Consider the following 23834-nt stretch of genomic DNA (forward strand, 5'->3'; position numbering starts at 1 on the left):
CGCTTTGAGGGCACCGGTGACCCGGCGCGCCGACCGGGTAATTACGGTGGTGCGCTGCGAAACGACCATTGATCACGCGCCCTTTGCCGGGACGACCTGAAGATAAATCAGGGTCAGGATCAGATTAAGGAAGAAGAGCGTGAGGAACGAGATGACCACCGATTGATTCACCGCGTCGCCCACTCCCTTCGGTCCCCCCTTGGGATGCAGCCCCTTGTAGGCGGCGATGACACCCGCTACGAGCCCGAAGATCAAAGCCTTCAGCTCGCCGATCCAGAGGTCCGGCAGCTGCGCCAGCGCCGAGAACGACGCCAGATACGCACCGGGCGTGCCGCCTTGCAGCAGCACGTTGAAGCCGTAGCCGCCCATGATGCCGACAACCGACACCAGGCCGTTGAGGAGCAGCGCGACCAGCATCATGCCGAGCACGCGCGGAACCACCAGGCGCTGAATGGGATCGATGCCGAGGACTTCCATGGCGTCGATCTCTTCGCGAATGGTGCGCGAGCCGAGATCCGCGGCGACCGCGGAACCCGCTGCGCCCGCGATGATCAGCGCGGTCACCACGGGTGCCGCTTGCTGAACGGTTGCGAGAACACTGGTGGCGCCGGTGAAATTTTCGGCGCCGAGCTGCTTGATGAGGGAGCCGGTCTGCAGAGCGACCACGGCGCCGAACGGGATTGCCACCAGTGCGGCCGGAAGAATCGAGACCGAGGCGATGAACCACGACTGCTCGATGAATTCACGGAACTGGAAGGGCCGGCGGAACGTCTTACGGACCACGTCCAATAGGAGTGCGAAGACGTTGCCGGCCTGGGCAAGACCCGACTCGACCGGGGTGCGCAGTCGTGTCAGGGTTGGATTCACGCCGCGTATGTTACCCGTTAGTCAGGTTCTGTCGAACCGTAGTGTCGTACGTGCCCTGGTAGGCGGGAATCACCTGCGTGTCGTCGTCCCCGTTGGTCTCCATGGACTCGCGGATCGCCTCCTGCGCGGCGGGCGGCAGGGTGTGCAGGATCTGGCGCACGCGCTCACGACGACGGTGCACGGCCTGGCGCACCGGCATGCCCGGCTGCGCCCGCATCTGCGGGATGATGCCCTCGACCTCTTCGGCGCCACCGGCGTGGTGACCCGAGTCGAACATGGCCTGCTCGCGGGCCATCTGGGCTTCGTCCTTCTCCTCGGACATACCGATCGGGCCCTGCATGCGGCCGTTCAGGAACTGCTTCACCACCGGCTCCTCCGAGGTGAGCAGCACCTCGCGGGGGCCGAACATGACCAGGTTGCGGCGGAACAGCATGCCGATGTTGTCCGGCACCGAACGGGCCAGGTTGATGTTGTGCGTGACGATCAGGATCGTGGCGTCGATCTGCGCGTTGATATCGATCAGCAGCTGCGAAAGGTAGGTGGTACGAACGGGATCCAGACCGGAGTCCGGCTCGTCGACCAGGATGATCTGCGGGTCCAGCACCAGGGCGCGGGCCAGGCCGGCGCGCTTGCGCATACCGCCGGAGATCTCACCGGGCAGCTTCCCCTCCGCGCCCAGCAGACCGGTCAGCTCGAGCTTCTCCATGACGATCTTCTTGATCTCGGATTCGCTCTTCTTGGTGTGCTCGCGCAACGGGAAGGCCACATTGTCGAACAGGTTCATCGAGCCGAAGAGCGCGCCGTCCTGGAAGAGGACGCCGAACAGCTTCCGGATCTCGTACAGCTCCTTGTTGGAGCAGGTGGTGATGTCGGTGCCGTCGATGTAGATCGAGCCCTTTTCCGGGCGCAGCAAACCGATCAGGGACTTCAGAAAGACGGACTTACCGGTACCGGAGGGGCCGAGCAGAGCACTGACTTCCCCCGGGGGCAGCGTCAGGCTGACGTCCTGCCAAATCCGCTGCGAACCGAATGACTTCGTGATGCCCTCGGTCCTGACCTCGACGCCCACGCCAACCTCCACAAATTCTCAGACGAGCGCACTACTGGTGCTTCCACTGTCAACTCAGCGCGGTGTGGCGCATCACAGTAGGTCCGGTCACTGTATCGCATAAGCCCCGTCTCGGACACCGAGACCTGACTCGCGAGTAGAAACATTCGCAGGCCGGTGCGAATCACGGGCAGATCACAACCCCCGAAAATGCGAAAAGAGCAGTCCCACAAGGGGACTGCTCTTTTCAGGCAGGTTGCGACAGAGCCGCTACCGGACCAACCGCAATTACTTGACGGTGATCTTGGCGCCGGCCTCTTCCAGCTTCGCCTTGGCGGCCTCGGCGGCATCCTTGGCGACCTTCTCCAGGATCGGCTTCGGGGCGCCCTCGACCAGGTCCTTGGCTTCCTTCAGGCCCAGGCCGGAGACGATCTCACGCACGACCTTGATGACCTGGATCTTCTTGTCGCCGGCCGACTCCAGGATCACGTCGAACTCGTCCTGCTCTTCGGCAGCCTCGGCCGGAGCGGCAGCGCCACCGGCGGCGGCGATCGCGACCGGAGCAGCGGCGGTGACCTCGAACTTGTCCTCGAACGCCTTCACGAACTCGGACAGCTCCAGCAGGGTCATGCCGGCGAAGGTCTCGAGCAGCTCATCAACGTTGGCCATTGATATTTCCTTTCGGTGGGTTCGTCACCGCGTGAACGGCGACGAAAAGGTTTGGGGTGGTTTATTACTCGGCGTCGACAGCAGCCGGAGCAGCCTCGGCAGCGCCACCTTCGGCGCGCTTCTTCTCCTCCAGGGCCGCGGCCAGACGGGCGATCTGCGAGGCCGGGGCGGCGAACAGCCCGGCAGCCTTCGACAGGTTGCCCTTCATGGCGCCGGCCAGCTTGGCCAGCAGCACCTCGCGCGACTCGAGGTCGGCGATGCGCTCGACCTCGGACACGGACAGCGCAGCGCCGTCCATGTAGCCGCCCTTGATGATCAGCGCCTTGTTGTCCTTGGCGAACGCCTTCAGCGCCTTCGCGGCGTCGACCGGCTCACCCGTGATGAAGGTGATAGCGGTCGGACCGACGAACAAGTCATCCAGGCCTTCCACGCCCGCCTCGGCGGCAGCGCGCTTGACCAGGGTGTTCTTGGCGACGGAGTAGGTAGCGTTCGCGCCGAGCGCACGACGCAGTTCAGTGATCTTGCCGACGGACAGGCCACGGTATTCCGTGACGACGGTCGCCGTGGACGACTTGAACTGCTCAGTGATCTCCGCAACCGCGGTGACCTTCTCAGCCTTTGCCATACTTCGCCTCCTCTCTGGATGGTCGGTTCTCGTATGAACTACCGAGTTCCGCCACAGGGGCCGGCGACAAAGCAAACGCCCCGGACGCAGAGTGGTCCCGGGGCGCACAAGAAACGCGATTTCTCGCAGGTTTCCCGACCTCGGCTCTCCCTGCGTGGGCCGCCGGCAATATCGCCGGACCTTCGACTGCCCCGAGGGCAGCAACCAACGGTCTTCGGTAGAACGATGTGGGTTGATCACCGAACGAATCAATGACCGTCGTCCAATATAGCCGACCCGCATCTATCCACCAAAACGGGGTCGCCGTGGTACTAGTCCACCATGACAGAACGGAACGAGCGCAAGGTCAGCCTGGTCGGCGTGAACGGCTGGTTCGTCAGCGCCCGTCTCAACGATCGCGGCGACCTCATCATCGACGGCCAGGACCTCGGCGGCCCCTTCAGCGAATACGAATGGGCCTGGGCCTTCTCCAGCACCACCTTCGACCTGATCCGCGCCCGCCTGGGCGCCGACAAGGACGCCGACATCCTCGACGTCCTCCAAAACTCCTTCGCCGGCAACGAACTCCGCGACCCGGGCCGTTGGCTCCACAACGAAGCAGGGATCCCCGCGGAATTCTGGAGCCGGGTCGAGCCCTGACCGGGGCCCCGCCGGCCGCGACATCGAATTTCCGGGCACGACAGACTGTAAAAATAGGGTATTTCAAATATTCGATATGGCGGTAGGGTCGCACGCATCCAAGTCTGGAGGTGCATCCCCATGAGCAGATTGCTCACCAAAACCCTTGCCGCCGTGGCGCTTTCCACCGCGATCACGGGACTCGCCGCGGCTCCGGCGCACGCCGACGTCACCCTGCCCCCACGCACGACCGGGTCGGCCGGCGTCGATGCCGGATCGACGGCGCTCCAGGCCGGATCGGCCGCCATCGTGACTCCGATCGTGGGGACGCTCATCCGATCCCTGTGCACCCTGAGCACCGGCGACCCGATCTGCGGCCTGCACGACCTGTGACGCGAATAGCCGAGGGCCGGCACGCATTTCGCGTGCCGGCCCTCGTTACTGCTTTGCGTTGCTACGCAAGTCGCGAAGAAATCAGTCTTCTTCGGCGAAGTTGCGGGTGCGGTTCGGATCCACCGGGATGCCCGGTCCGGTGTTGGTCGAGAACGTCACCTTCTTGACGTAGCGGCCCTTCGCGGTGGAGGGCTTGACGCGCAGGATCTCGTCGAACGCGGCGCCGTAGTTCTCGGCCAGCTTCTTCTCGTCGAAGGAAGCCTTGCCGATCACGAAGTGCAGGTTGGCCTGCTTGTCGACGCGGAAGTTGATCTTGCCGCCCTTGATGTCGTTGACGGCCTTGGTCACGTCGGGGGTGACGGTGCCCGTCTTCGGGTTCGGCATCAGACCACGCGGGCCCAGGACGCGCGCGATGCGACCGACCTTGGCCATCTGGTCCGGGGTGGCGATCGCGGCGTCGAAGTCCAGCCAGCCGCCCTGGATGCGCTCGATCAGGTCCTCGGCGCCCACGGCGTCCGCACCGGCGGCCTCGGCCTCGGCGGCCTTGTCGCCGACCGCGAACACGATGACGCGGGCGGTCTTACCGGTGCCGTGCGGCAGGTTGACGGTGCCGCGGACCATCTGGTCGGCCTTGCGGGGATCGACACCGAGACGCACGGCGACCTCGACGGTCGCGTCGGTCTTGGTGGTGGCGGTCTCCTTCGCGAGCCGCGCGGCGGCCAGCGGGGCGTACAGCGCGCTCTTGTCGACCTTGGCGGCCGCCTCGAGATAAGCCTTGCTTCGTTTTGCCATGTTTGTCTGTCCTTGTCTAAGTCAGAAGTGGTGCGGGACTGGCCGTCCCTCCCACCGAGCCGGAAGGCTCTTACTCCGCGATGGTGATACCCATCGAGCGGGCGGTACCAGCGATGATCTTCGCCGCGGCGTCGATGTCGTTGGCGTTGAGGTCTTCCTGCTTGGTCTTGGCGATCTCACGGATCTGATCCATGGTGACCTGCGCGACCTTGTTGCGGTGCGGCTCGGCGGAGCCCTTCTGCACACCGGCGGCCTTCAGCAGCAGACGCGCGGCGGGCGGCGTCTTCAGCTTGAAGTCGAACGAGCGGTCTTCGTAGACCGTGATCTCGACCGGGATGACGTTGCCACGCTGCGACTCGGTCGCCGCGTTGTACGCCTTGCAGAACTCCATGATGTTGACGCCGTGCTGACCCAGCGCCGGACCCACGGGCGGAGCCGGGTTGGCGGCACCGGCCTGGATCTGGAGCTTGATGAGCCCAGCGACCTTCTTCTTCTTCGGGGGCATCTTTCTTCCTTGGGTTAGGTTCCTTACGGAATCCCGTAAGCCTTCTCAGGGATGTGCGCCCAGGCCTTGCCTGCCATCGAGCAGGCGGCACGAGGCACAACCCGACAAGTCTATGTGAACGCGAAAAAGGCGGTGACACCGGGGCGAACCCGGGCCACCGCCTCCACGCGATTAAATCTTGGCGACCTGCGTGAACGCCAGCTCGACCGGCGTCTCGCGACCGAAGATCGAGACCAGCACCTTGAGCTTCTGCTGCTCGGCATTGACCTCGGAAATGCTGGCCGGCAGCGTCGCGAACGGCCCGTCCATGACGGTCACCGACTCGCCGACCTCGAAGTCGACCTCGATGGTCGGCTTCACGATGGGGGTCTCGCCGGTGGTGTCGGCGCCGGCGGCAGCGGCGGTGGCCGGCGCGGCGGCCTTCTTCTGCTGCGCGGCCGGGACCAGGAACTTCACCACATCGGAGATGGACAGCGGCGACGGGCGCGAGGTGGCGCCGACGAAACCGGTGACGCCGGGGGTATTGCGGACCGCGCCCCAGGACTCGTCGTTCAGTTCCATCCGGACCAGGATGTAGCCCGGCAGCACCTTGCGGTTGACGTTCTTGCGCTGGCCGTTCTTGATCTCGGTGACCTCTTCGGTCGGGACCTCGACCTGGAAGATGTAGTCCTCGAGACCGAGGTTCTGCACGCGGGTCTCGAGATTGGTCTTCACCTTGTTCTCGTAACCGGCGTAGGAGTGGATGACGTACCAGTCGCCGGGCGCGCGACGCAGCGCGGCGGTCATCTCGGCGACGGGATCCAGCGGTTCGGCGGGCTCGGAGAGTTCGGCCGCGGGCTGCGCGGCCTCGTCCTCTTCGGCATCCACGGAGGCGTCGGAGTCCACCAAGTCGTCGGCGTCGGCGATGGTCTCGTCCACCGTCTCGTCGATCTCGAACTCGTCGGTCGTACCGTTCTCCGGGGTGCTCACTGGGGCACTCGCCTTCCTTGTCGTCACGTAATTCTTTGCGCGCCGGGGGAATACCCCGACGGATGGTCCGTCCTCACGCCTCTGCACGCGGGACGGTGAACCAGCGCCGACCGGTCAGCTAGCCGAACAGCCAGTTGACACCCTTGATGAACGCCAGATCCAACCCGCTGATGAACGCGACCATGAAGACCACGAACACCAGAACAACGCTCGTATAGGTGACCATCTGCTTGCGGTTGGGCCAGATCACCTTGCGAAGTTCGGAAACAACTTCCTTGAGGAACTTCACCAGGCGCTTGAACGGATTGCCCGTACCGCTGCGACCGGCCTTGCCGGACTGCTTCTTGTCTGCCTTCGTCGTGGACGAGGGCCGATCGGCTACCGCGACGGTCGCGGACGACGCCGTACGTGACCGCCGGGCGGTGCGCTTACCGCTCGGCCGAGCCACCGCGGTGTCGTCGCCGTCTTCGGCATGCGCGCCGTGGCGAGTATCCCGCTCGTCGCTCACGTCGATCCTCTCTCGTCGCCGGCATAGGGCAGGGGCGACAGGACTTGAACCTGCAACCTGCGGTTTTGGAGACCGCTGCTCTGCCAGTTGAGCTACGCCCCTTCGGCTGGACGATCAGTATTGTCCAGCCACTGTTCTATTCAGTTATACAACCTGGTCTTCACACAACATACGCGCCGCTCCTCGGAGCAGCGCGCATCGGCTGGTGACCCCAGATTGCCGAGTCTACGGTACGCGCCGCGGCAATCGCCAATCGGGGGTCCAACGCCCCAGGTCAGGCCAGTTGCACGGTGGCGGTGGCGCGACCGAAGATCTTGCGCCCCTCCGACTTCGCCACGATGGCGACGACGGCGGTGCGATTCTCCGGGTCCACCGACTTCACCTTGCCGGTGTATTCGATCTCCGCAGGGCTGTCGATCGGGACGTACACCGGGCTGGTGAAGCGCACGTTGTATTCCTTGACTGCACCCGGGTCGCCGAGCCAGGAGGTGACGAAGCCGCCGCCCAGACCCATGGTCAGCATGCCGTGCGCCACCACGTTTTCCAGCCCGACCAGCTTCACGACCTCGTCGCTCCAGTGGATCGGATTGGCGTCGCCGGAGACGCCGGCGTAGTTCACCAGATCGCCGCGGGTCAGCTTCACCACGCGCGCGGGCAGTTCGTCGCCGACGGCCACGTCCTCGAAGCGGATGGCGTGCTTGCTCGCCACGATCGCGCCCGCGGTCACCTTCACCGGCACCGGATCGGCGGCCACCGCGGTATCGGCGGCGAGCGGACGATGTTCGGGGGTCTCGTCCGGTCCGACCCCGTGCATGAGCACATTGCGCACGGCGTCACCGATATTGGGATCGATGTCACCGCCGCTGCGGCCGATCAGGGTGGTGTAGGTGGTGAGCACCAGCTCGTCGTTCTGCGCGACCACGTCGTTGCGGGTGACGATGATGTCGCCGCCGAAGGCCTGCCGGAACGAGTGCAGGTACACGATGCAGGAGAGCCGATCGCCGGCCTTGATGGGCCGGTGGAATTCCAGGATCTGATCGGTCTGCATGATCTGGCTCAGGTCGTAGCCGGTGACGATCTGCTCGAAGAGCTTGCGCTGGGCCAGGATTCCGACCAGGGAGATGAAGGTGAGCGGGGCCACCAGGCCGTCGTAGCCGTATTCGCGGGCGACGCTCTCGTCCCAGTGCACCGGGTGGTAGTCCTGCACGGCGCGGGCGTACTCACGCACCTTCTCGCGACCGACCTCGTAGTAGTCGTCGACGCGGTAGTGATGGCCGACCATGGCGGCGGCGTGGGCAGCGGGATCGAAAGCCGCCTCGGCTTCTTCGATCATCTCGACCTCGGTGTCAATCTCGGTGTTGATCGTCACGGCAGGAAGTCCCTTATCTGATCCCGGTCCCGGAATCGGCGGAGCGCTGAACCACCGCTATATACGCCAAGTGCCGGACCGGGGCCACTGTCCCTTTGTATGGGGGACGAAGCAGCTTACCGATCCGGCACTTCTTCCACGCGGTAGAGCGCGCGGGGTTAAGTTAGCGGGATTCGCGATGCGCCCGGTGAGTACCGCAGTTGGGGCAGAACTTCTTCAGCTCCAGGCGGTCCGGGTCGTTACGCCGGTTCTTCTTGGTGATGTAGTTACGGTGCTTGCACTGCTCGCAGGCCAAGGTGATCTTTGGCCGGATATCAGTGGACTTCGCGGCCACGATTTGCCTTCCTTCCGGACAGCCTGATGGGAATATCAGATATGTAGCGATGGCCGGACTTGAACCGGCGACACAACGATTATGAGTCGTTTGCTCTACCGACTGAGCTACACCGCCATCATGTGCGGACTAGACGGCGGGGATGTTCCCGGGTCCTGCACGAGAAGCCGAGTCGGTCACCACCGGCAATCCGGCGAGCCCCCTAACGGAATCGAACCGTTGACCTTTTCCTTACCATGGAAACGCTCTGCCGACTGAGCTAAGGGGGCGTGTCTGTCTTGCTCCGGTCCAGGACCGGGGCGCTGAAGACTTGAACGAGATTACACAACATCCGGACCACATACCAAACCGGGTGGTCAGAGCCGGTTTTCGCGGCGATTCGAGCTACTTGCCGCGGGGGTTCAAGGGGATGCGATTCGGACGAACCGGTCGGCACCGGAAGCGGTGCCGCGACCCCGGAAACCGGTCGCACGGACCCGGAAAAAGGCGAAACCCCCGGGGACTGTGTCCTCGGGGGTTTCTCTGTGGCAGATGTAGGATTCGAACCTACGTAGGCTTTCGCCGACGGATTTACAGTCCGCTCCCATTGGCCGCTCGGGCAATCTGCCGTGCGCCGCATTCGGTGCGCTGAAAGAATACAACGATCCCCCGCCCCGATTGCAAACCGGCTGGATACGGCGGTCGCGGACCGGCTAGCGTCGGTGGGAAAACCCTCGGAAAACTCGGAAGAACTTCCGATCTTCGACAGGAGCAAAGCGTGGCCGATTCGTCGTTCGATGTCGTCAGCAAGGTCGATCGCCAGGAGGTGGACAACGCCCTAAACCAGGCGGCGAAGGAGCTGACCACCCGCTACGACTTCCGTGGCACCGGCGCGAGCATCGAGTGGTCGGGTGAGGACAAGATCATCCTCTCGGCCGAGGCCGAGGAGCGGGTCAAGGCCGCGCTGGACGTGTTCAAGGAGAAGCTGATTCGCCGCGATATCTCGCTCAAGGCGTTCGACGCCGGCGATCCGCAGCAGTCCGGCAAGGTGTACAAGATCACAGGCACGATCGTGCAGGGGATCACTTCCGAGAACGCGAAGAAGATCGCCAAGAAGATCCGCGACGAGGGCCCGAAGAGCGTCAAGGCGCAGATTCAGGGCGAGGAACTGCGGGTCACCAGCAAGAACCGGGACGACCTCCAGGCCGTCATCGCACTCCTGAAGAAGTCCGACCTGGATATCGCTCTGCAGTTCGTGAACTACCGCTGAGGTGACGCGTCGTGGGGCTTGGCCCCACACCCCGAAAAGTGGGGGTCCGGGGGCCGAGCCCCCCGGACCCCTTTTTCACAGGTTCCGGGTACCGCCCGCCATTTCCTCGAGGCGGGCGATCCGGTCCCCCATCGGGGGGTGCGTCGAGAACCACTTCGCCATCTTGTCGCCGGCCCGGAACGGGTTGGCGATCATCAGATGCGATTGCGCGGTGAGCTGCGGCTCGGGCGGCAGGGGGGCCGCCTGGGTGCCGCGTTCGAGCTTGCGCAGGGCCGAGGCCAGCGCCAGCGGGTCGCCCGTCAGCACGGCTCCGTCGGCGTCGGCTTGGTACTCACGGGAGCGCGAGACGGCCAGTTTGATCAGTGACGCCGCGATCGGGCCGAGCAGCGAAACCAGCAGTACGCCAATGACATTCGGCCCTTCGCCATTGCCGCGGCCGCCGAAGGCGCTGGCGAAGAAGGCCAGGTTCGCCAGGCCGGAGATGACCGCCGCCAGAGCGCCCGCGACCGAGGAGATCAGGATGTCGCGGTTGTAGACGTGCGACAGCTCGTGGCCCAGCACCGCGCGCAGCTCACGTTCGTCCAGGAGCTGGAGAATTCCCGTGGTGCAGCAGACTGCCGCGTGACGCGGATTGCGGCCCGTGGCAAAGGCATTGGGGGCATTGGTGGGGCTGATGTAGAGCCGCGGCATGGGCTGCCGGGCGGCCGTCGCGAGCTCGCGCACGATGCGGTACATGACCGGCGCTTCCAGTTCGGTGACCGGTTGCGCGTGCATGGCACGCAGCGCGAGTTTGTCGCTGTTGAAGTACGCGTAGGCGTTCATGCCGATGGCCAGCACGATCGACAGGATCAAAATGGTCGGACTGCGGAACATCGCTCCGGCGAACACGATCAACGCCGACATGCCGGCCAGTAGTCCGAACGTCTTCAACCCGTTCGCATACCCGTGGGAGTGCATAGGTCTCCTTCCGCCGCGCCCCGGTCCCCTGTGTGTTACTCCAGGTAAACGATAGAGGCGCGGCCGGAAGTTCCCCGTCAGCCGACGCGCTCGATGGTGTAGCGCACCAGCCGCTCCAGGGCCTCGTTGGCGGGACCGCCGGGCAGCGCGGACAGTTCGGCGTGCGCGATATCGGCGTAGCCCTGCAGCTTCTCCTTGGCGAGCACCATGCCGCGGGAGCGGGACAGCAGGTCCAGGGCCTCCTCGACCTCGGCGTCGGTCTCCAGCGGCTTGGCCAGCAGCTTGCGCAGGCGATCGCCCTCGGGGCCCTCGTCGCGCAGCGCGTACAGCACGGGCAGGGTGTGCACGCCCTCGCGCAGATCGGTGCCGGGGGTCTTGCCGGACTGCTCGGACACCGAGGAGATGTCGATGATGTCGTCGGAGATCTGGAAGGCGGTGCCGACCGCGTCGCCGAGCCGGGCCAGGCGTTCCACGTGCTCGCGGTCCGCGCCGGAGAAGGTGCCGCCGAAACGGCCCGAGGCGGCGATCAGCGAACCGGTCTTCTCCCACACCACGCGCAGGTAGTGCTCGACCGGATCCTGGGACTGCTTGGCGCCGATGGTCTCCCGCATCTGGCCGGTGACCAGTTCGGCGAAGGTCTCGGCGATGATCCGCACCGCGTCCGGGCCGAGGGTGGAGACCAGCCGGGAGGCGTGCGCGAAGAGGTAGTCGCCGGCCAGGATGGCGACGCTGTTGCCCCAGCGGGCGTTCACGCTGGTGGCGCCGCGGCGCATCGGGGCCTCGTCCATGACGTCGTCGTGGTAGAGGGTGGCCAGGTGCACCAGTTCCACCACGGTGCCCGCGGTGACCAGATCGGGGCTGGTCGGGTCCGGTCCGAGCTGCCCGGTGAGCAGCGTGAACAGCGGACGGAACCGTTTGCCGCCGGCGCGGGCCAGATGCAGCGCGGCCTCCTGCAGGAACTCCTCACCGTCCGACAGTTCGGTGATCAGCAGGTCCTCGACCTGGACCAGGCCTTTTCGCACGGTCGCGGCGAGCTCGGGATCACCCAGATCCACCCCCGCAACCACGGTGCTCTCATCGCTCACAGCCGATGCGCTCATTCCATCTCCCAGTGCCGCGTCCGACCCCACGCCTAAAGAACCTAGCGTCTCGGTCGATCACCCCCTACGGACACCACCGTAGTGCGACGTAGAGAACAATGCATTGCCACACTCCGCGACGCGGTGGCCTGCGGACAACGCGCTCCGAACAACTGATTTCGTGAGACACGGGTAACTCACCGGGTACGACCGGAATCGGTCGCGTCGCGTACCGCCGGCACGCGTCGCGGTCGAGGACGGCACTCGGCCGCGCGCAAGATTTTCGGGGAGGCGGGGGCGACACCGATGTCGATGTGCTGCAAGTATTGAGCCCATGGGTTCTCCGGATGTCGCTCCCGAGCAGGGGAAATCGTCGGACGTCTTGCCTGCGCACGCGGATGTGCTGGTGGTCGGCGCAGGTCCCGCCGGTTCGGCGGCGGCCGCCTGGGCGGCCCGCGCGGGGCGTGACGTATTGCTCACGGATTCGGCCGTGTTCCCGCGCGACAAGACCTGTGGCGATGGTCTTACGCCGCGGGCGACGGCCGAGCTCGAGCATCTGGGGCTCGGTGACTGGGTGCGGACACACACGGTGAACAAGGGCCTGCGGATGGCCGGGTTCGGGCGCGAGGCGCTGCTGCCGTGGCCGGACGGGTCGTTCCCGAGTTACGGAAGCGCCGTTCCGCGAACCGAACTCGACGACAAGCTGCGCGAGACGGCGGTGAAGTCGGGTGCGCACATGGTCGACGGGGCCAAGGTGGTCGAGGTGGCGCGGGACGGGGATCGCGTCACCGGGGTGACCGTCAAGACCGATGCCGGGCTGCGCGCGGTGTCGTGCAAGACGCTGATCGTGGCCGACGGCGTCCGCTCCCCCGTCGGAAAACTGCTGGGGCGCACCTGGCATCGGCAGTACGCGTACGGGACGGCGGCGCGGGCGTACATCAAGTCCGAGCGCAGCGATGACCCGTGGATCACCTCGCATCTCGAGTTGCGGGACGCGCAGGGCGAATTGGTGCCGGGGTACGGGTGGGTTTTCCCGCTCGGCAACGGTGAGGTCAATATCGGCGTGGGTTCGCTGGCGACCGAGAAGCGGCCGTCGCACATCGCCCTGAAACCGCTGCTCCAGCACTATGTCTCGCAGCGGCGCGCGGAGTGGGGTTTCGACGGCGAGGCGCGCGCGGTGGCGTCGGCGCTGCTGCCCATGGGCGGCGCGGTGTCGAATGTGGCCGGGCGCAACTGGGCGCTCGTCGGCGATGCCGCGGGCTGCGTGAATCCGCTGAACGGCGAGGGCATCGACTACGGCCTGGAGGGCGGCCACATGCTCTCGGAGATCCTGGACGAACCGGATCTGAGCAAGATCTGGCCGGAAATGCTGCGCGCCCGCTACGGCAAGACCTATTCGGTGGCCCGGCGGCTGGCCGCGCTGGCCACCCATCCGCGCACGGTGCCGCTCGGCGGGCCGCCGGTCATGCGCTCGAAACTGTTGCAGCGCACCGCGGTTCGCGTGATGGGCAATCTGGTCACCGACGAGGACCTGGACCTGACCGCCAAGCTGTGGCGCGGCGCGGGCCGCGCCTCCATGCGATTCGACAAACTCCAGCCGTTCTCGTGACCACCCGGCCGGTTCCCGAGGACCTGCTGCCGCATCTGCGGCGGGCCCGGGATCTGGCCGACCGGAATTACGCGGAGCCACTGGATCTGGATGCCCTCGCCGCGACGGCGGGGGTGTCGAAGTATCACTTCCTGCGCTGTTTCGCCGCCACCTACGGCAAGACGCCCGCGGCGTATCTGGCGGAGCGGCGCATCGAACGCGCGCAGGATCTGTTGCGCGCCACCAACGTCACGGTCACCGAAGCCTGCATGCTGGTCGGCTACAGCTCATTGGGCTCGTTCAGCAGGAAGTTCACCGAGCTGGTGGGGATGTCGCCCTCGGCGTATCAAGCCAAGTTCGCCGCCGAGGGCGCACCTCATATTCCTGGTTGCTATGTCTTCATGCACGGGTTGTCGGATCGAAAACCCTTGCTGTAGCGGGCCTTACTGGTGCGGCAGGATGTGCACGCCCGCCTTGTCGGTGGAGAGCGCCAGTGAGCTGATGTACTGGATCTCGCCTTCCGGTCCCGGCACCGCCGAAGCGATCATGTCCGGCCGTTCGAATTCCATGCCGGTGGCCACGCAGGTCAGCGTCTCCCCCGACGGATTCCCGTGCTCGTCGAACATCGGCAGCTCGATGCCGTCGTCGGTGCGGCGCAGGTAGTACTTGCCCTTGGTGAGGATCGCGGTGAGCGGCGTGGCCAGGAACGACACCACCACGGCGACGATCGGCGAGTACGGCTTCAGGGTCTCGCCGAAGAGCCCGAAGAAGGTCATGATCGACAGCACCGCCGAGAGCCCGAAGCCCACCAGGCCGACCGGATTGAAGTCGTAGAGCATACCGCGCCGGAATTCCGGCTGCTTGGGCGAGAGCTTCAGCACGTACTTGTTGATCGCGATATCCGTTGCGACGGTGACGATCCAGGCGATGCCGCAGTTGGCGTAGAAGCCGAGGATGTTGTTGAGGAAGTCGAACATATTGGCTTCCATCAGAATCAGCGCGATGACGAGATTCAGGGCCAGGAAGACCAGGCGGCCCGGGTAGGTCTTGGTGACGCGGGTGAAGGAGTTGGTCCACGCCAGCGAGCCCGAATAGGCATTGGTCACATTGATTTTGATCTGCGAGATGACGACCAGCACCACGGCCAGGGTCATGGCCAGCCAGCCCGGCATCATGTCGCGGTAGATCTCCAGGAACTGGTGCACCGGCTGGTTCGCGATGTTCTGCGCGCCCGGCAGGTTCGCGATCAGGTAGACCGCCAGGAACAGGCCCACGACCTGCTTGGCCGCGCCGAACAGCACCCAGCCCGGGCCCGCCAGCAGCATCCAGCCCCACCATTTGCCCTTGTTCTCCGGGGTCTTGGGCGGCATGAAGCGCAGGTAGTCGATCTGCTCGGCGATCTGGGCGATGAGCGAGAGGCACACGCCGGCGGCCAGCAGCGCGCCGGACAGGCTCACCCCGTCGCCGTCCTTGCCGCCGAAGGCCAGGAAGGTGTCCACCGATTCCGGGTGCCGCACCAGCAGGAACGCGAACGGCAGCACCATCAGGATCAGCCACAGCGGGGTGGTCCAGACCTGCAGCTTGGCCAGCGTGTTCATGCCGTAGATGACCAGCGGGAAGATCATCACCGTGGAGATCAGATAGCCGATCGGCAGCGGGATGTGCAGGCCCAGTTGCAGGCCCTGCGCCATGATCGAGCCCTCGAGCGCGAAGAAGATGAAGGTGAACGAGGCGAACACGATGTTCGTGATCACCGACCCGTAGTAGCCGAAGCCGCTGCCGCGGGTGATCAGGTCCAGGTCGATGTTGTAGCGCGCCGCGTAGTAGGCCAGCGGGAAGCCGGTGAGCATGACCACCACGGTGAAGATGCCGATGCCCAGCAGCGCGTTGCCGGTGCCGTGCTCGATGCCGATGTTCGCGCCGATGGCGAAGTCGGCCAGGTAGGCGATGCCGCCCAGCGCGGAGACGCCGACCACCGCCGGGCTCCACTTGCGATAGCTGCGCGGCGCGAACCGCAGTGTGTAGTCCTCCAGCGTCTCCTTCGACGCGGTGACCGCGTCGGAAGGGCGCGATTCGACCTGAACCACCGGCAAACTCCTCGTTTCGGGTTCCTCACCTGCTGTATACGTTCACGAGACTGGTGTCCGAATGTTGATCATGAGATTCCGAGCGGTTTCTATCGAGTTACGTAAGCCTCACTCTTGTTACGTCTGGATTCACGGCGACACCGCAATTTCGGAGAAGCGGCGGCGGGGGCCAGGTCCATAGCCTGATGGCATGACGACCATCACCAATGTTTCGCTCGTGACCGTGTACGTGACCGACCAGACCGCCGCCAAGCAGTGGTACATCGACAAGCTGGGGTTCGTGGAGACCGGCGATGTGACCATGGGCGACAACGGGTTTCGCTGGGTGACCGTGGCGCATCCGGACCATCCGGAACTCGAAGTGACGTTGATGATTCCGGGGCCGCCGCTGGACGAGGCCCTCGCCGAGGCGATCAGGCGGTCCATGGCGAACGGCACGCACGGGGCGCTGGGGCTGCGAACCGCGGACTGCCACAAGACATTCGAGGAATTGACCGCCAAGGGCGTGGAATTCGTACAGCCGCCGGCCGAGCGGCCCTACGGCGTGGAGGCGATCATCCGAGACAACTCGGGAAACTGGCTGGTACTGGTGGAGCCGCGCGCATTCGATCCGAACGGCGCGTAGAACACGAAGGGGCCGGGGACTCGCCCAACCCCCTCGCGGATTCGCGGGACGGGGGCCGAGCCCCCGAACCCCCTTTAGGCGTTCTGCGCGGCGAACCAGGCCTCGACGGACTTGCGCTCGCTGTTCATCACCTTTTCGAGCAGGTTCTCCACCAGCGGCTCGATGGCCCCGCCGACCAGCGGCACCTTCACGTCGATGGTGCCGGAGGCGGCGATCTCGGAACCCTCTGCGGTGGGCCGCAATTCGAACGCGCCCTCCATCTCGGTGGTGATGCCGCCCGACGCGCCCTTGAAGGTGCCCTTGGCGACATCTCCTTCGAGCGGGCCCCAGGTGTCGGTGCGCTCGAGCATGAGATCGCTCTTGAGCACCTTCTTCACGATGCCGGGAATCTTGTCCTCGGGCGCTTTTTCGGTCATATGAATGCGAATGGTGCCGGGGCCGTCCGGGTGGGACAGATCCAGCGTGGCGGTCGTGGCGTCGGCGAACCGCGCCTGCCACATCTCGTCGTTGGTGAGTGCCCGGTGAAGCTCTTCGACCGGGACGCTGTACTGCACGGTGAAGCTGAATTTACGGGACATGGCGGCAACGGTAGCCCAGTCATGGAATAGCCTGCTGAAGTGTCGGAAACTAGCCAGTCTGCAAGCACCGCGCTGCGGAGTGTCGATCCCGCACAGCGGCGCGCGATTCGCTTGCGGCGAGCCCGGATCGGGGTGGTGATCACCGCGACCGCGTTCAGCGTGCTGGCGGTGCTGCTGGTGCTGGCGGCCTGGCGCGACGATCACCTGATCAGCTCCGACAAGGGCGTGACCAGCGCGGAAGTGCTGTCCGCGGGCCGGCTGCGGTCGGCGGTCATCTACGTGACCCCGGACGGCCAGACCCACAATCCGAAGGTCGGTGTCCTGTATCCGACCAAACTGACCGCCGGCGAGCGGATCAATGTCGAATACCGGCGCAGCGATCCGGATCTGGTGCGGGTGGCGGGGCGCGATGCCAGCGTCGCCATCATCCCGGCGGCGTCGGTGATCTTCGTCGCCTGGGCGATCGCCATCCCGTTGTTGTGGCTGCTCGGTTGCTCGCCGATGACCTGGCTGGGCGCGTTCGCGACGCGCCTGCGCGGGCTGTGGACGCGATGGTCGCGGGCCCGCGGCGGCAGCTAGGGTGCGATTGTGGCGAAAACAGAGCGGCGGGAATCGTTTCGGGCCTCGTTGGAGAAGCAGCCCAAAGAGGTCGCGTCGATGTTCGACGGGGTCGCTAAGCGGTATGACCTGACCAACACCGTGATTTCCATGGGCCAGGACCGGTACTGGCGCTGGGCTACCCGGCAGGCCCTGGGCTTGCGGCCCGGGGAACGGGTGCTCGACCTAGGTGCCGGAACCGGCGTTTCCACGGTCGAGTTCGGCAAGTCCGGCGCCTGGTGTGTCGCAACCGACTTCTCGCAGGGCATGTTGCAGGCCGGGCGATTCCGGAATGTGCCGATGGTCGCCGGTGATGCCATGGCTTTGCCGTTCGCCGACGAGTCGTTCGACGCGGTGACGATTTCCTACGCGCTGCGGAATGTGTCGGATCCGGATCTGGCGCTGCGCGAGATGCTGCGGGTGACCAAGCCCGGCGGGCGGCTCGTGGTGGCCGAGTTCTCGACGCCGACGTTCGGGCCGTTCCGGACCATTTACATGGAGTACCTGATGAAGGCGCTCCCCAAGGTGGCGACCGCGGTCTCCAGCAATCCGGACGCTTACGTCTACCTGGCCGAGTCGATTCGCGCTTGGCCGACGCAGCCGCAGCTGGCCCTCCGGATCGCCGATGCGGGCTGGTCCGCGGTCAAGTGGCGCAATCTCAGCGGCGGCGCGGTCGCCCTGCACCGGGGCTACAAGCTCGGCTAGACGGCACCTCACCACCCGGAAAACCAACTGTGAGGTGGAATGTCATCTGGAGATAACCTTCGGTAAATCCGGCGCAATCCCCGATCGCGAAGATCGAGGGCATGGCGGATCCGACCAGTCCTGTGACGAGCACCCGAACGCAGTGCTCGTACTGCGGAGTGGGGTGCGGAATCACCGTGCAGACCCGGCCCGATGCGGCCGGGCTGCCGGTAATCGCCAAGGTCAGCGGCGATAAACTGCATCCCGCTAACTCCGGGCGACTGTGCACCAAGGGTGCGACGCACGGCGACATGATGGCGGCGACCGAGGGCCGCATGGCCACCGCGTACCGCCGCGCCGAGCGCGGGGCCACCCCCGAACCGCTGCCGGTGGACGCGGCGATTCAGGAAGCGGCCGACCGGCTTCGGGTGATTCTCGACACATACGGACCGGATGCCATCGCGCTCTACGTGTCCGGGCAGATGTCGATCGAAGCCCAATACCTGGCCACCAAATTCGCCAAGGGCCACCTGCGCACCACGCATATGGAAGCCAATTCCCGGCTCTGCATGGCCAGTGCCGCCACCGGCTACAAGCAGTCCCTGGGCGCGGACGCCCCGCCCGGTTCCTACGACGACCTGGATCACGCCGACCTGTTCTTCGTGATCGGCGCGAATATGGCCGACTGCCATCCGATCCTGTTCCTGCGCATGGCCGATCGGCTCAAGGCGGGCGCGAAGCTCATCGTGGTGGATCCGCGCCGCACCGACACCGCCGCCCGGGCCGACCTTTTCCTGCAGATCAAACCCGGCACCGATCTGGCCTTGCTGAACGGCCTGCTGCACCTGCTGGTCGAGAACGGCGATATCGACGCCGAATTCATCGCCGCGCACACCGAGGGCTGGGACGCCATGCCCGACTTCCTCGCCGGCTACACCCCCGACCTGGTCGCGCAGGCCACCGGCTTGGCCGAAGCCGATATCCGCACCGCCGCCGCCTGGATCGGCGCGGCCGGGGAGTGGACGTCGTTGTGGACCATGGGCGTCAATCAGTCCACGCACGGCACCTGGACCACCAATGCCATCTGCAATCTGCATCTGGCGACCGGCGCGATCAGCCGCACCGGGAGCGGGCCGCTCTCGCTGACCGGCCAGCCCAATGCCATGGGCGGGCGCGAAATGGGTTACATGGGACCGGGATTGCCCGGCCAGCGCAGCGTGCTGAACCCGAAGGACCGGGAATTCGCGGAATCGGTGTGGGGGCTGGCGCCGGGCAGCATCCGCGACGCGGGCGGGCCGGGGACCGTGGAGATGTTCCGCGGCCTGGCCGACGGGCGGATCAAGGCCGCCTGGGTGATCTGCTCCAATCCCGTTGCGAGCGTGGCGAATCGCAAGACCGTGATCGCCGGGCTGGAAGCCGCCGAACTGGTGATCGCGCAGGACGTGTACGTCGATACCGCCACCAACGCCTACGCCGATCTGCTGCTGCCCGCCACGCTGTGGGCGGAATCCGATGCGGTGATGGTGAATTCGGAACGCACCATGACGCTGCTGCGGCAGTCGGTGCCGCCGGTGGGCGAGGCGCGGCCGGACTGGTGGTTGATCGCGCGGGTGGCGACGGCCATGGGATTCCCGGGGTTCGACTACGCGTCGAGCGCCGAGATCTTCGCGGAGATCAGGCTTTTCAGCAATCCGGCGACCGGTTACGACCTGCGCGGCATCGATTACGAAGGGCTGGCGGCGGGGCCGATGCAGTGGCCGTGCCCGGATCCGGCCCAGCGGCGCAATCCGATCCGGTATGTCAACGACGGAGTCAGCCAGCACCTGTTCACCGATGCCGACGGGAACCGGCCGCGCCTGGCGTTCCCCACCGCCGGCCGCCGGGCCGTGTTCTGGCCGCGCCCGCATCTGCTGCCCGCCGAGATGCCCGACGACGATCACCCGTTCGTGCTCAATACCGGCCGGCTGCAACACCAGTGGCACACCATGACCAAGACGGGGAAGGTGGCCAAGCTGACGAAACTCAACGGGCAGCCGTTCCTGGAGATCCATCCCGAGGACGCCGCGAAGCTCGACGTGCGCGCCGGGGATCAGATCGAGATCGGGTCGCGACGCGGGCGTGCGGTCCTGCCCGCGCGGGTCAGCGATCGGGTGCGGCCGGGCGAATGCTTCGCGCCGTTCCACTGGAACGACGAGCACGGCGAGTACCTGACCATCAACGCCGTCACCAATGACGCGGTGGACCCGGATTCGCTGCAACCCGAGTTCAAGGCGTGCGCCGTGCGGCTGCGCAAGGTGGCGGCACATCCGGCCGGATCCTCCCTGCCGCCGATCCCGGCCGGGGCGACCGTACCCGCCCACGCGGCCGGATCGCCGGTGCCGGGTGTGCCGCAACAGCATCCGCTGGCGGCCATGCTCGGCTTGGAACAGGCCACCGTCGCGCCGACGCTGAGCGAAACGGAATCCATCTACCTCGGCGGCTACCTCGCCGCCCTGCAATCGCTGCCGATCACCGGCGTACCGGTGCTGCCGGAGACCGCGCCGCTGACCCAGCGCAGCCGGATGTGGTTGAACGGCCTGCTCGCGGGCATGTATTCGCGGTCCGCGCCGGAGGAAGCGGCCATGGCCGGTCTGGAAACGGCGGGGGTTCCCGGCGACGACGGCCACCTCGCCGCGTCGGACGAACTGCCGCCGATCGTGACCGTGCTGTGGGCCTCGCAGACCGGCACGGCGGAGGATCTGGCGGCGGCGGCGATCACGAAGCTCGCCGATGCCGGGCTGATTCCACGGCTGCTGGACATGAACGCCGCCGAACTGTCCGACCTCACCGGCGATGTGCTGATCATCAGCAGCACCTTCGGCGACGGCGGCCCGCCGGACAATGGGGCGGAATTCTGGGATCTGCTGTCCGACAGCGAAACCCGCTTCACCGGCATGCGGTACGCCGTGTTCGCGCTCGGCGACTCGTCCTATGACGACTTCTGCGGGCACGGGCGCAAGCTCGACGAGCTGTTCGCCAAGCGCGGCGCCACCCGGCTGCTGCCCCGGGTGGACAGCGAACCCGACCACGACGACCTGTCCGAGGCATGGCTGGACGAGATCGCCGCCGTGCTGGGCGGCGGCGCGGCGGTCGGCGGGACCGGCGTGGATCTGCACGGAACCGGGCCGGGCGGCGACAACTCGGCCGGCGCGACGACAAATGGCGGCGTCCCACCCGCCGGATCGAATGCGGGCGGCTATCCGGCTGCCGGAACCACTCCGGGCGGTGGCTACCGGGCTGCCGAGGCGGATCCAGGCAGCGGCTATCGGGCCGCCGGATCAGTTCCAGGCGCACAGTCCACGAACAGCCCGCTGCGCAGTCACCTGGGTGTGCGCACCCGGACCTCGCTGGCGACGGTCGCGCCGGCGCAGTTCACTCGCACTTCACCGCTGGCCACCAAACTGCTGCGCAATGAACTGTTGTCGCGGCCGGGTTGCGGGAAAGAGGTGCGGCAGTTCGGGTTCGATCTGAGCGGCTCCGAGGCCACCTACGAGGTCGGGGACGCACTCGGCATCCGGCCGACCAATTGCGATGCGCTGGTGGCGGAATGGTTGCAGCTGACCGGGCTGGAGGGGCATCGGCTGATCGATGTGGACGATCGGGAGCTGCCATTGGAGCATGCGTTGCGCACCCGCTACGACATCACCAAGGTGAGCGGTGATCTGCTGTCCTTCATCGCGGAACGCAATTCCAGTGCGCGGCTGGCGAAGCTGCTGCGGCGCGACAATCGCAACGAGCTCGACGGGTATCTGTGGGATCGGCAGGCGGTGGACGTGCTGCGGGACTTCCCGGTGCGGGCCGATCTGGTGGAGTGGCTGGGGACGCTGAAAAAGCTGCAGCCGCGCCAGTATTCGATTTCCTCCAGCCCGCTGGTGAGCCCGCACGAGGTGCAGCTGACGGTGAGCGTGGTGCGGTACGGCGATCCGGGCGCGATCGGGTCGGCGGCGCGGCGCGGCGGGGTGTGCTCGAGCTTCCTGGCCGATCGCGCCGAGGCCGATATTCCGATCTTTCTGCAGCGCTCCCCGCATTTCCGGCCGCCGCTGGACCCGAACGCGCCCATGATCATGGTGGGTCCGGGCACCGGCATCGCGCCGTTCCGGGGATTCCTGCAGGAGCGGAAAGCCCTGGGCTGCAAGGGCAGGAACTGGCTGTTCTTCGGCGATCAGCACGCCAAGGACAATTTCTACTACCGGGCCGAACTCGAGGACATGTTCCGTTCCGGCTTCCTGACCCGCCTGGACCTGGCGTTCTCCCGGGACCAGCGTGAACGGATCTACGTGCAGCACCGCATGATCGAGCACGGTGCGGAGCTGTGGGCCTGGTTGCGGGAGGGCGGTCACTTCTACGTCTGCGGCGACGCCTCCCGCATGGCCAAGGACGTGGACGACACGCTGCTGAAGATCGCTCGCATTCACGGGAAATTGAGCGAGGACGGCGCGCTGGCGTTCAAGAAGCAGCTCGTCGCCGAGAAGCGCTACGTCCGCGACGTCTACTGACGTGCACTGAATCCATTCATGGGATCCCAGGTCTGCTGGGATCCCATCCCGTCTTCACACCGCGGGCGGGTTGAGGCGGGCGAAATCGGATAGGCGGTAGTACGGGTAGTAGGGGTACGGCGGCGTCACCGCGCTCGCCTTGTCCAGGCGGGCGATCTGCTCGGCGTCGAGGTTCCAGCCGATCGCACCCAGGTTCTGCCGCAGCTGTTCCTCGTTGCGCGCGCCCACGATGACCGTCGACACCGTGGGCCGGTTCAGCAGCCAGTTGAGGGCGATCTGCGGCACCGTGCGACCGGTCTCCGCCGCGAGTTCGTCGAGCACATCGACCACGTCGTACAGCACTTCGTCATCGACCGGCGGCCCGGCTTCGGCCGTCTTGTGCAGCCGGCTGCCCGCCGGAAGCGGCTGTCCGCGCCGGATCTTGCCGGTGAGCCGCCCCCAGCCGAGCGGGCTCCAGACCACCGCGCCGACACCCTGATCCTGGGCCAGCGGCATGAGTTCCCATTCGTAGTCGCGGCCGACCAGCGAGTAGTAGACCTGGTGCGCGACATAGCGCGGGAAGCCGTGGGCGTCCGCCGCCGCAAGGGATTTCATGAGCTGCCAGCCCGCGAAGTTGGACGCGCCGACGTAGCGGATCTTCCCGGCGCGCACCAGATCATCCAGTGCCGCGAGCACTTCCTCCACCGGTGTACCGGCGTCGAAGGCGTGCAGCTGGAACAGGTCGATGTAATCGGTCCCGAGGCGACGCAGCGAACCCTCCACCGCGCGGATCAACCGGGACCGCCCGGAACCGGCGTCGAACGGCCCCGGCCCGGTGGGCAGGGACGCCTTGGTGGACAGGAGCAGATCGTCGCGGCGGCCCCGGATCGCCTCGCCCAGCACCTCTTCCGAGGCCCCGTCCGAATAGACGTCCGCGGTGTCGAACAGCGTCACGCCCGCTTCCAGGCTGATGTCCACCATCCTGCGCGCCGCCTGCGCATCGGTGTCACCCCAGGCGGAGAAGAGTTCGCCGCGTCCACCGAAGGTGCCCGCGCCGAAGCTCAGCGCCGGCACCAGCAGTCCGGACGCACCCAGCCGACGGTATTCCATGACCAACTCCTAACGGAACTAAAGTTTCATTAACAATTCGGACGATACACTCCTCTCGCCGCAAATGAA

The 23834-nt window shown here is 66.1% G+C and carries 24 protein-coding genes and 4 tRNA genes; 9 read left to right on the forward strand and 19 right to left on the reverse strand.

All coding sequences use genetic code 11. The annotated features are described in order from the left end of the window. Positions 1–72: 72 nt before the first annotated feature. From LTV02_RS24255 to rplJ, 4 genes are all read right to left on the reverse strand, one after another. Complete coding sequence (locus tag LTV02_RS24255; protein ID WP_067716488.1) at positions 73–867, reverse strand: MlaE family ABC transporter permease; 795 nt, start codon at positions 865–867, stop codon at positions 73–75. 10 nt (positions 868–877) lie between these two features. Then, positions 878–1936, reverse strand: a complete 1059-nt coding sequence (locus LTV02_RS24260; RefSeq protein WP_067716491.1) for an ABC transporter ATP-binding protein — start codon at positions 1934–1936, stop codon at positions 878–880. A gap of 267 nt (positions 1937–2203) precedes the next feature. Beyond that, on the reverse strand, positions 2204–2584 hold the full coding sequence (rplL, locus tag LTV02_RS24265) for a 50S ribosomal protein L7/L12 (protein WP_408639257.1): 381 nt from the start codon (positions 2582–2584) through the stop codon (positions 2204–2206). Positions 2585–2648: 64 nt separating this feature from the next. Further along, entirely contained in the window at positions 2649–3209 is a 561-nt protein-coding gene (gene rplJ / locus LTV02_RS24270; protein WP_067716496.1) for a 50S ribosomal protein L10, read from the reverse strand. A gap of 321 nt (positions 3210–3530) precedes the next feature. On the opposite strand from rplJ, the gene LTV02_RS24275 reads away from it, so the two are divergent. Next, positions 3531–3848, forward strand: coding sequence for a hypothetical protein (locus LTV02_RS24275; protein ID WP_233034083.1), 318 nt, complete (start codon positions 3531–3533; stop codon positions 3846–3848). Positions 3849–3968: 120 nt separating this feature from the next. Continuing rightward, positions 3969–4220 (forward strand): hypothetical protein, encoded by a 252-nt coding sequence (locus LTV02_RS24280; RefSeq protein WP_233034084.1) that lies wholly within the window; start codon positions 3969–3971, stop codon positions 4218–4220. Positions 4221–4301: 81 nt separating this feature from the next. Here the strand turns inward: LTV02_RS24280 and rplA are convergent, their stop codons facing one another. The 10 genes from rplA to LTV02_RS24330 all read right to left on the reverse strand — a co-directional run bounded on the left by rplA (position 4302) and on the right by LTV02_RS24330 (position 9305). Continuing rightward, entirely contained in the window at positions 4302–5012 is a 711-nt protein-coding gene (gene rplA / locus LTV02_RS24285; RefSeq protein ID WP_067716507.1) for a 50S ribosomal protein L1, read from the reverse strand. A 70-nt stretch (positions 5013–5082) separates the two neighbouring features. Beyond that, positions 5083–5517 (reverse strand): 50S ribosomal protein L11, encoded by a 435-nt coding sequence (rplK, locus tag LTV02_RS24290; protein ID WP_067716510.1) that lies wholly within the window; start codon positions 5515–5517, stop codon positions 5083–5085. A gap of 171 nt (positions 5518–5688) precedes the next feature. Continuing rightward, the gene (gene nusG / locus LTV02_RS24295) at positions 5689–6486 is read right to left on the reverse strand and encodes a transcription termination/antitermination protein NusG (protein ID WP_233034085.1); all 798 of its coding nucleotides are present in this window, start codon (positions 6484–6486) and stop codon (positions 5689–5691) included. A 118-nt stretch (positions 6487–6604) separates the two neighbouring features. Next, entirely contained in the window at positions 6605–6994 is a 390-nt protein-coding gene (secE, locus tag LTV02_RS24300; protein ID WP_233034086.1) for a preprotein translocase subunit SecE, read from the reverse strand. 29 nt (positions 6995–7023) lie between these two features. Continuing rightward, positions 7024–7096 (reverse strand) — tRNA-Trp (locus tag LTV02_RS24305). A 172-nt stretch (positions 7097–7268) separates the two neighbouring features. After that, positions 7269–8327: a fused (3R)-hydroxyacyl-ACP dehydratase subunits HadA/HadB gene (locus tag LTV02_RS24310; protein WP_233041689.1), complete on the reverse strand. Its 1059-nt coding sequence runs from the start codon at positions 8325–8327 to the stop codon at positions 7269–7271. A 199-nt stretch (positions 8328–8526) separates the two neighbouring features. Beyond that, entirely contained in the window at positions 8527–8697 is a 171-nt protein-coding gene (gene rpmG, locus LTV02_RS24315; protein ID WP_029925945.1) for a 50S ribosomal protein L33, read from the reverse strand. A gap of 44 nt (positions 8698–8741) precedes the next feature. Next, positions 8742–8814: transfer RNA gene (locus LTV02_RS24320), tRNA-Met, on the reverse strand. A gap of 79 nt (positions 8815–8893) precedes the next feature. Beyond that, positions 8894–8966: transfer RNA gene (locus tag LTV02_RS24325), tRNA-Thr, on the reverse strand. A gap of 256 nt (positions 8967–9222) precedes the next feature. Beyond that, positions 9223–9305, reverse strand: a tRNA-Tyr gene (locus LTV02_RS24330). Between the two features lie 149 nt (positions 9306–9454). Here LTV02_RS24330 and LTV02_RS24335 point away from each other — a divergent pair. Further along, positions 9455–9946 carry a YajQ family cyclic di-GMP-binding protein gene (locus tag LTV02_RS24335; RefSeq protein ID WP_233034087.1) on the forward strand — a complete coding sequence of 164 codons (492 nt, stop codon included), beginning with the start codon at positions 9455–9457 and terminating at the stop codon, positions 9944–9946. 75 nt (positions 9947–10021) lie between these two features. Here the strand turns inward: LTV02_RS24335 and htpX are convergent, their stop codons facing one another. Then, the gene (htpX, locus tag LTV02_RS24340; protein ID WP_233034088.1) at positions 10022–10903 is read right to left on the reverse strand and encodes a zinc metalloprotease HtpX; all 882 of its coding nucleotides are present in this window, start codon (positions 10901–10903) and stop codon (positions 10022–10024) included. Positions 10904–10980: 77 nt separating this feature from the next. Next, a complete protein-coding gene (locus tag LTV02_RS24345; protein WP_067716523.1) occupies positions 10981–12003 on the reverse strand; it encodes a polyprenyl synthetase family protein in 1023 nt (340 codons plus the stop codon). Positions 12004–12316: 313 nt separating this feature from the next. Here LTV02_RS24345 and LTV02_RS24350 point away from each other — a divergent pair, with 313 nt between their 5' ends. Together LTV02_RS24350 and LTV02_RS24355 are read left to right on the forward strand one after the other, a co-directional pair. Then, positions 12317–13591 carry a geranylgeranyl reductase family protein gene (locus LTV02_RS24350; protein WP_233034089.1) on the forward strand — a complete coding sequence of 425 codons (1275 nt, stop codon included), beginning with the start codon at positions 12317–12319 and terminating at the stop codon, positions 13589–13591. Next, positions 13588–14007 carry a helix-turn-helix domain-containing protein gene (locus LTV02_RS24355; RefSeq protein WP_233034090.1) on the forward strand — a complete coding sequence of 140 codons (420 nt, stop codon included), beginning with the start codon at positions 13588–13590 and terminating at the stop codon, positions 14005–14007. The genes LTV02_RS24350 and LTV02_RS24355 overlap by 4 nt, the downstream gene beginning before the upstream one ends. A 6-nt stretch (positions 14008–14013) precedes the next feature. On the opposite strand, the gene LTV02_RS24360 is transcribed toward LTV02_RS24355, so the two are convergent. Further along, positions 14014–15657, reverse strand: a complete 1644-nt coding sequence (locus tag LTV02_RS24360; RefSeq protein WP_233034091.1) for a purine-cytosine permease family protein — start codon at positions 15655–15657, stop codon at positions 14014–14016. Positions 15658–15847: 190 nt separating this feature from the next. Between LTV02_RS24360 and LTV02_RS24365 the strand changes: the two genes are divergently transcribed. Further along, positions 15848–16282 carry a VOC family protein gene (locus LTV02_RS24365; protein ID WP_233034092.1) on the forward strand — a complete coding sequence of 145 codons (435 nt, stop codon included), beginning with the start codon at positions 15848–15850 and terminating at the stop codon, positions 16280–16282. Between the two features lie 74 nt (positions 16283–16356). On the opposite strand, the gene LTV02_RS24370 is transcribed toward LTV02_RS24365, so the two are convergent. Then, positions 16357–16860 (reverse strand): DUF2505 domain-containing protein, encoded by a 504-nt coding sequence (locus LTV02_RS24370; protein ID WP_233034096.1) that lies wholly within the window; start codon positions 16858–16860, stop codon positions 16357–16359. A 72-nt stretch (positions 16861–16932) separates the two neighbouring features. On the opposite strand from LTV02_RS24370, the gene LTV02_RS24375 reads away from it, so the two are divergent. From LTV02_RS24375 to LTV02_RS24385, 3 genes are all read left to right on the forward strand, one after another. Continuing rightward, positions 16933–17439: a DUF3592 domain-containing protein gene (locus LTV02_RS24375; RefSeq protein ID WP_233041690.1), complete on the forward strand. Its 507-nt coding sequence runs from the start codon at positions 16933–16935 to the stop codon at positions 17437–17439. Positions 17440–17517: 78 nt separating this feature from the next. After that, entirely contained in the window at positions 17518–18162 is a 645-nt protein-coding gene (locus tag LTV02_RS24380) for a demethylmenaquinone methyltransferase (RefSeq protein WP_233041691.1), read from the forward strand. Between the two features lie 101 nt (positions 18163–18263). Beyond that, on the forward strand, positions 18264–22676 hold the full coding sequence (locus tag LTV02_RS24385; protein WP_233034099.1) for a bifunctional nitrate reductase/sulfite reductase flavoprotein subunit alpha: 4413 nt from the start codon (positions 18264–18266) through the stop codon (positions 22674–22676). Positions 22677–22730: 54 nt separating this feature from the next. Here the strand turns inward: LTV02_RS24385 and LTV02_RS24390 are convergent, their stop codons facing one another. Beyond that, positions 22731–23765 (reverse strand): aldo/keto reductase, encoded by a 1035-nt coding sequence (locus LTV02_RS24390; protein WP_233034100.1) that lies wholly within the window; start codon positions 23763–23765, stop codon positions 22731–22733. Positions 23766–23834 lie beyond the last annotated feature (69 nt).

The sequence above is a fragment of the Nocardia yamanashiensis genome, assembly GCF_021183565.1.
Lineage (GTDB): Bacteria > Actinomycetota > Actinomycetes > Mycobacteriales > Mycobacteriaceae > Nocardia > Nocardia yamanashiensis.

What these genes read in the sequence shown, in the direction of transcription:
- LTV02_RS24385 (WP_233034099.1), top strand. Translation starts at nt 18,264, where the DNA reads ATGGCGGATCCGACCAGTCCTGTGACGAGCACCCGAACGCAGTGCTCG.
- htpX (WP_233034088.1), bottom strand. Translation starts at nt 10,903, where the DNA reads ATGCACTCCCACGGGTATGCGAACGGGTTGAAGACGTTCGGACTACTG.
- LTV02_RS24365 (WP_233034092.1), top strand. Translation starts at nt 15,848, where the DNA reads ATGACGACCATCACCAATGTTTCGCTCGTGACCGTGTACGTGACCGAC.
- rplK (WP_067716510.1), bottom strand. Translation starts at nt 5,517, where the DNA reads ATGCCCCCGAAGAAGAAGAAGGTCGCTGGGCTCATCAAGCTCCAGATC.
- rplL (WP_408639257.1), bottom strand. Translation starts at nt 2,584, where the DNA reads ATGGCCAACGTTGATGAGCTGCTCGAGACCTTCGCCGGCATGACCCTG.
- LTV02_RS24275 (WP_233034083.1), top strand. Translation starts at nt 3,531, where the DNA reads ATGACAGAACGGAACGAGCGCAAGGTCAGCCTGGTCGGCGTGAACGGC.
- LTV02_RS24380 (WP_233041691.1), top strand. Translation starts at nt 17,518, where the DNA reads ATGTTCGACGGGGTCGCTAAGCGGTATGACCTGACCAACACCGTGATT.
- LTV02_RS24345 (WP_067716523.1), bottom strand. Translation starts at nt 12,003, where the DNA reads ATGAGCGCATCGGCTGTGAGCGATGAGAGCACCGTGGTTGCGGGGGTG.
- LTV02_RS24350 (WP_233034089.1), top strand. Translation starts at nt 12,317, where the DNA reads ATGGGTTCTCCGGATGTCGCTCCCGAGCAGGGGAAATCGTCGGACGTC.
- LTV02_RS24370 (WP_233034096.1), bottom strand. Translation starts at nt 16,860, where the DNA reads ATGTCCCGTAAATTCAGCTTCACCGTGCAGTACAGCGTCCCGGTCGAA.
- rplA (WP_067716507.1), bottom strand. Translation starts at nt 5,012, where the DNA reads ATGGCAAAACGAAGCAAGGCTTATCTCGAGGCGGCCGCCAAGGTCGAC.
- LTV02_RS24390 (WP_233034100.1), bottom strand. Translation starts at nt 23,765, where the DNA reads ATGGAATACCGTCGGCTGGGTGCGTCCGGACTGCTGGTGCCGGCGCTG.
- LTV02_RS24310 (WP_233041689.1), bottom strand. Translation starts at nt 8,327, where the DNA reads ATGATCGAAGAAGCCGAGGCGGCTTTCGATCCCGCTGCCCACGCCGCC.
- LTV02_RS24280 (WP_233034084.1), top strand. Translation starts at nt 3,969, where the DNA reads ATGAGCAGATTGCTCACCAAAACCCTTGCCGCCGTGGCGCTTTCCACC.
- rplJ (WP_067716496.1), bottom strand. Translation starts at nt 3,209, where the DNA reads ATGGCAAAGGCTGAGAAGGTCACCGCGGTTGCGGAGATCACTGAGCAG.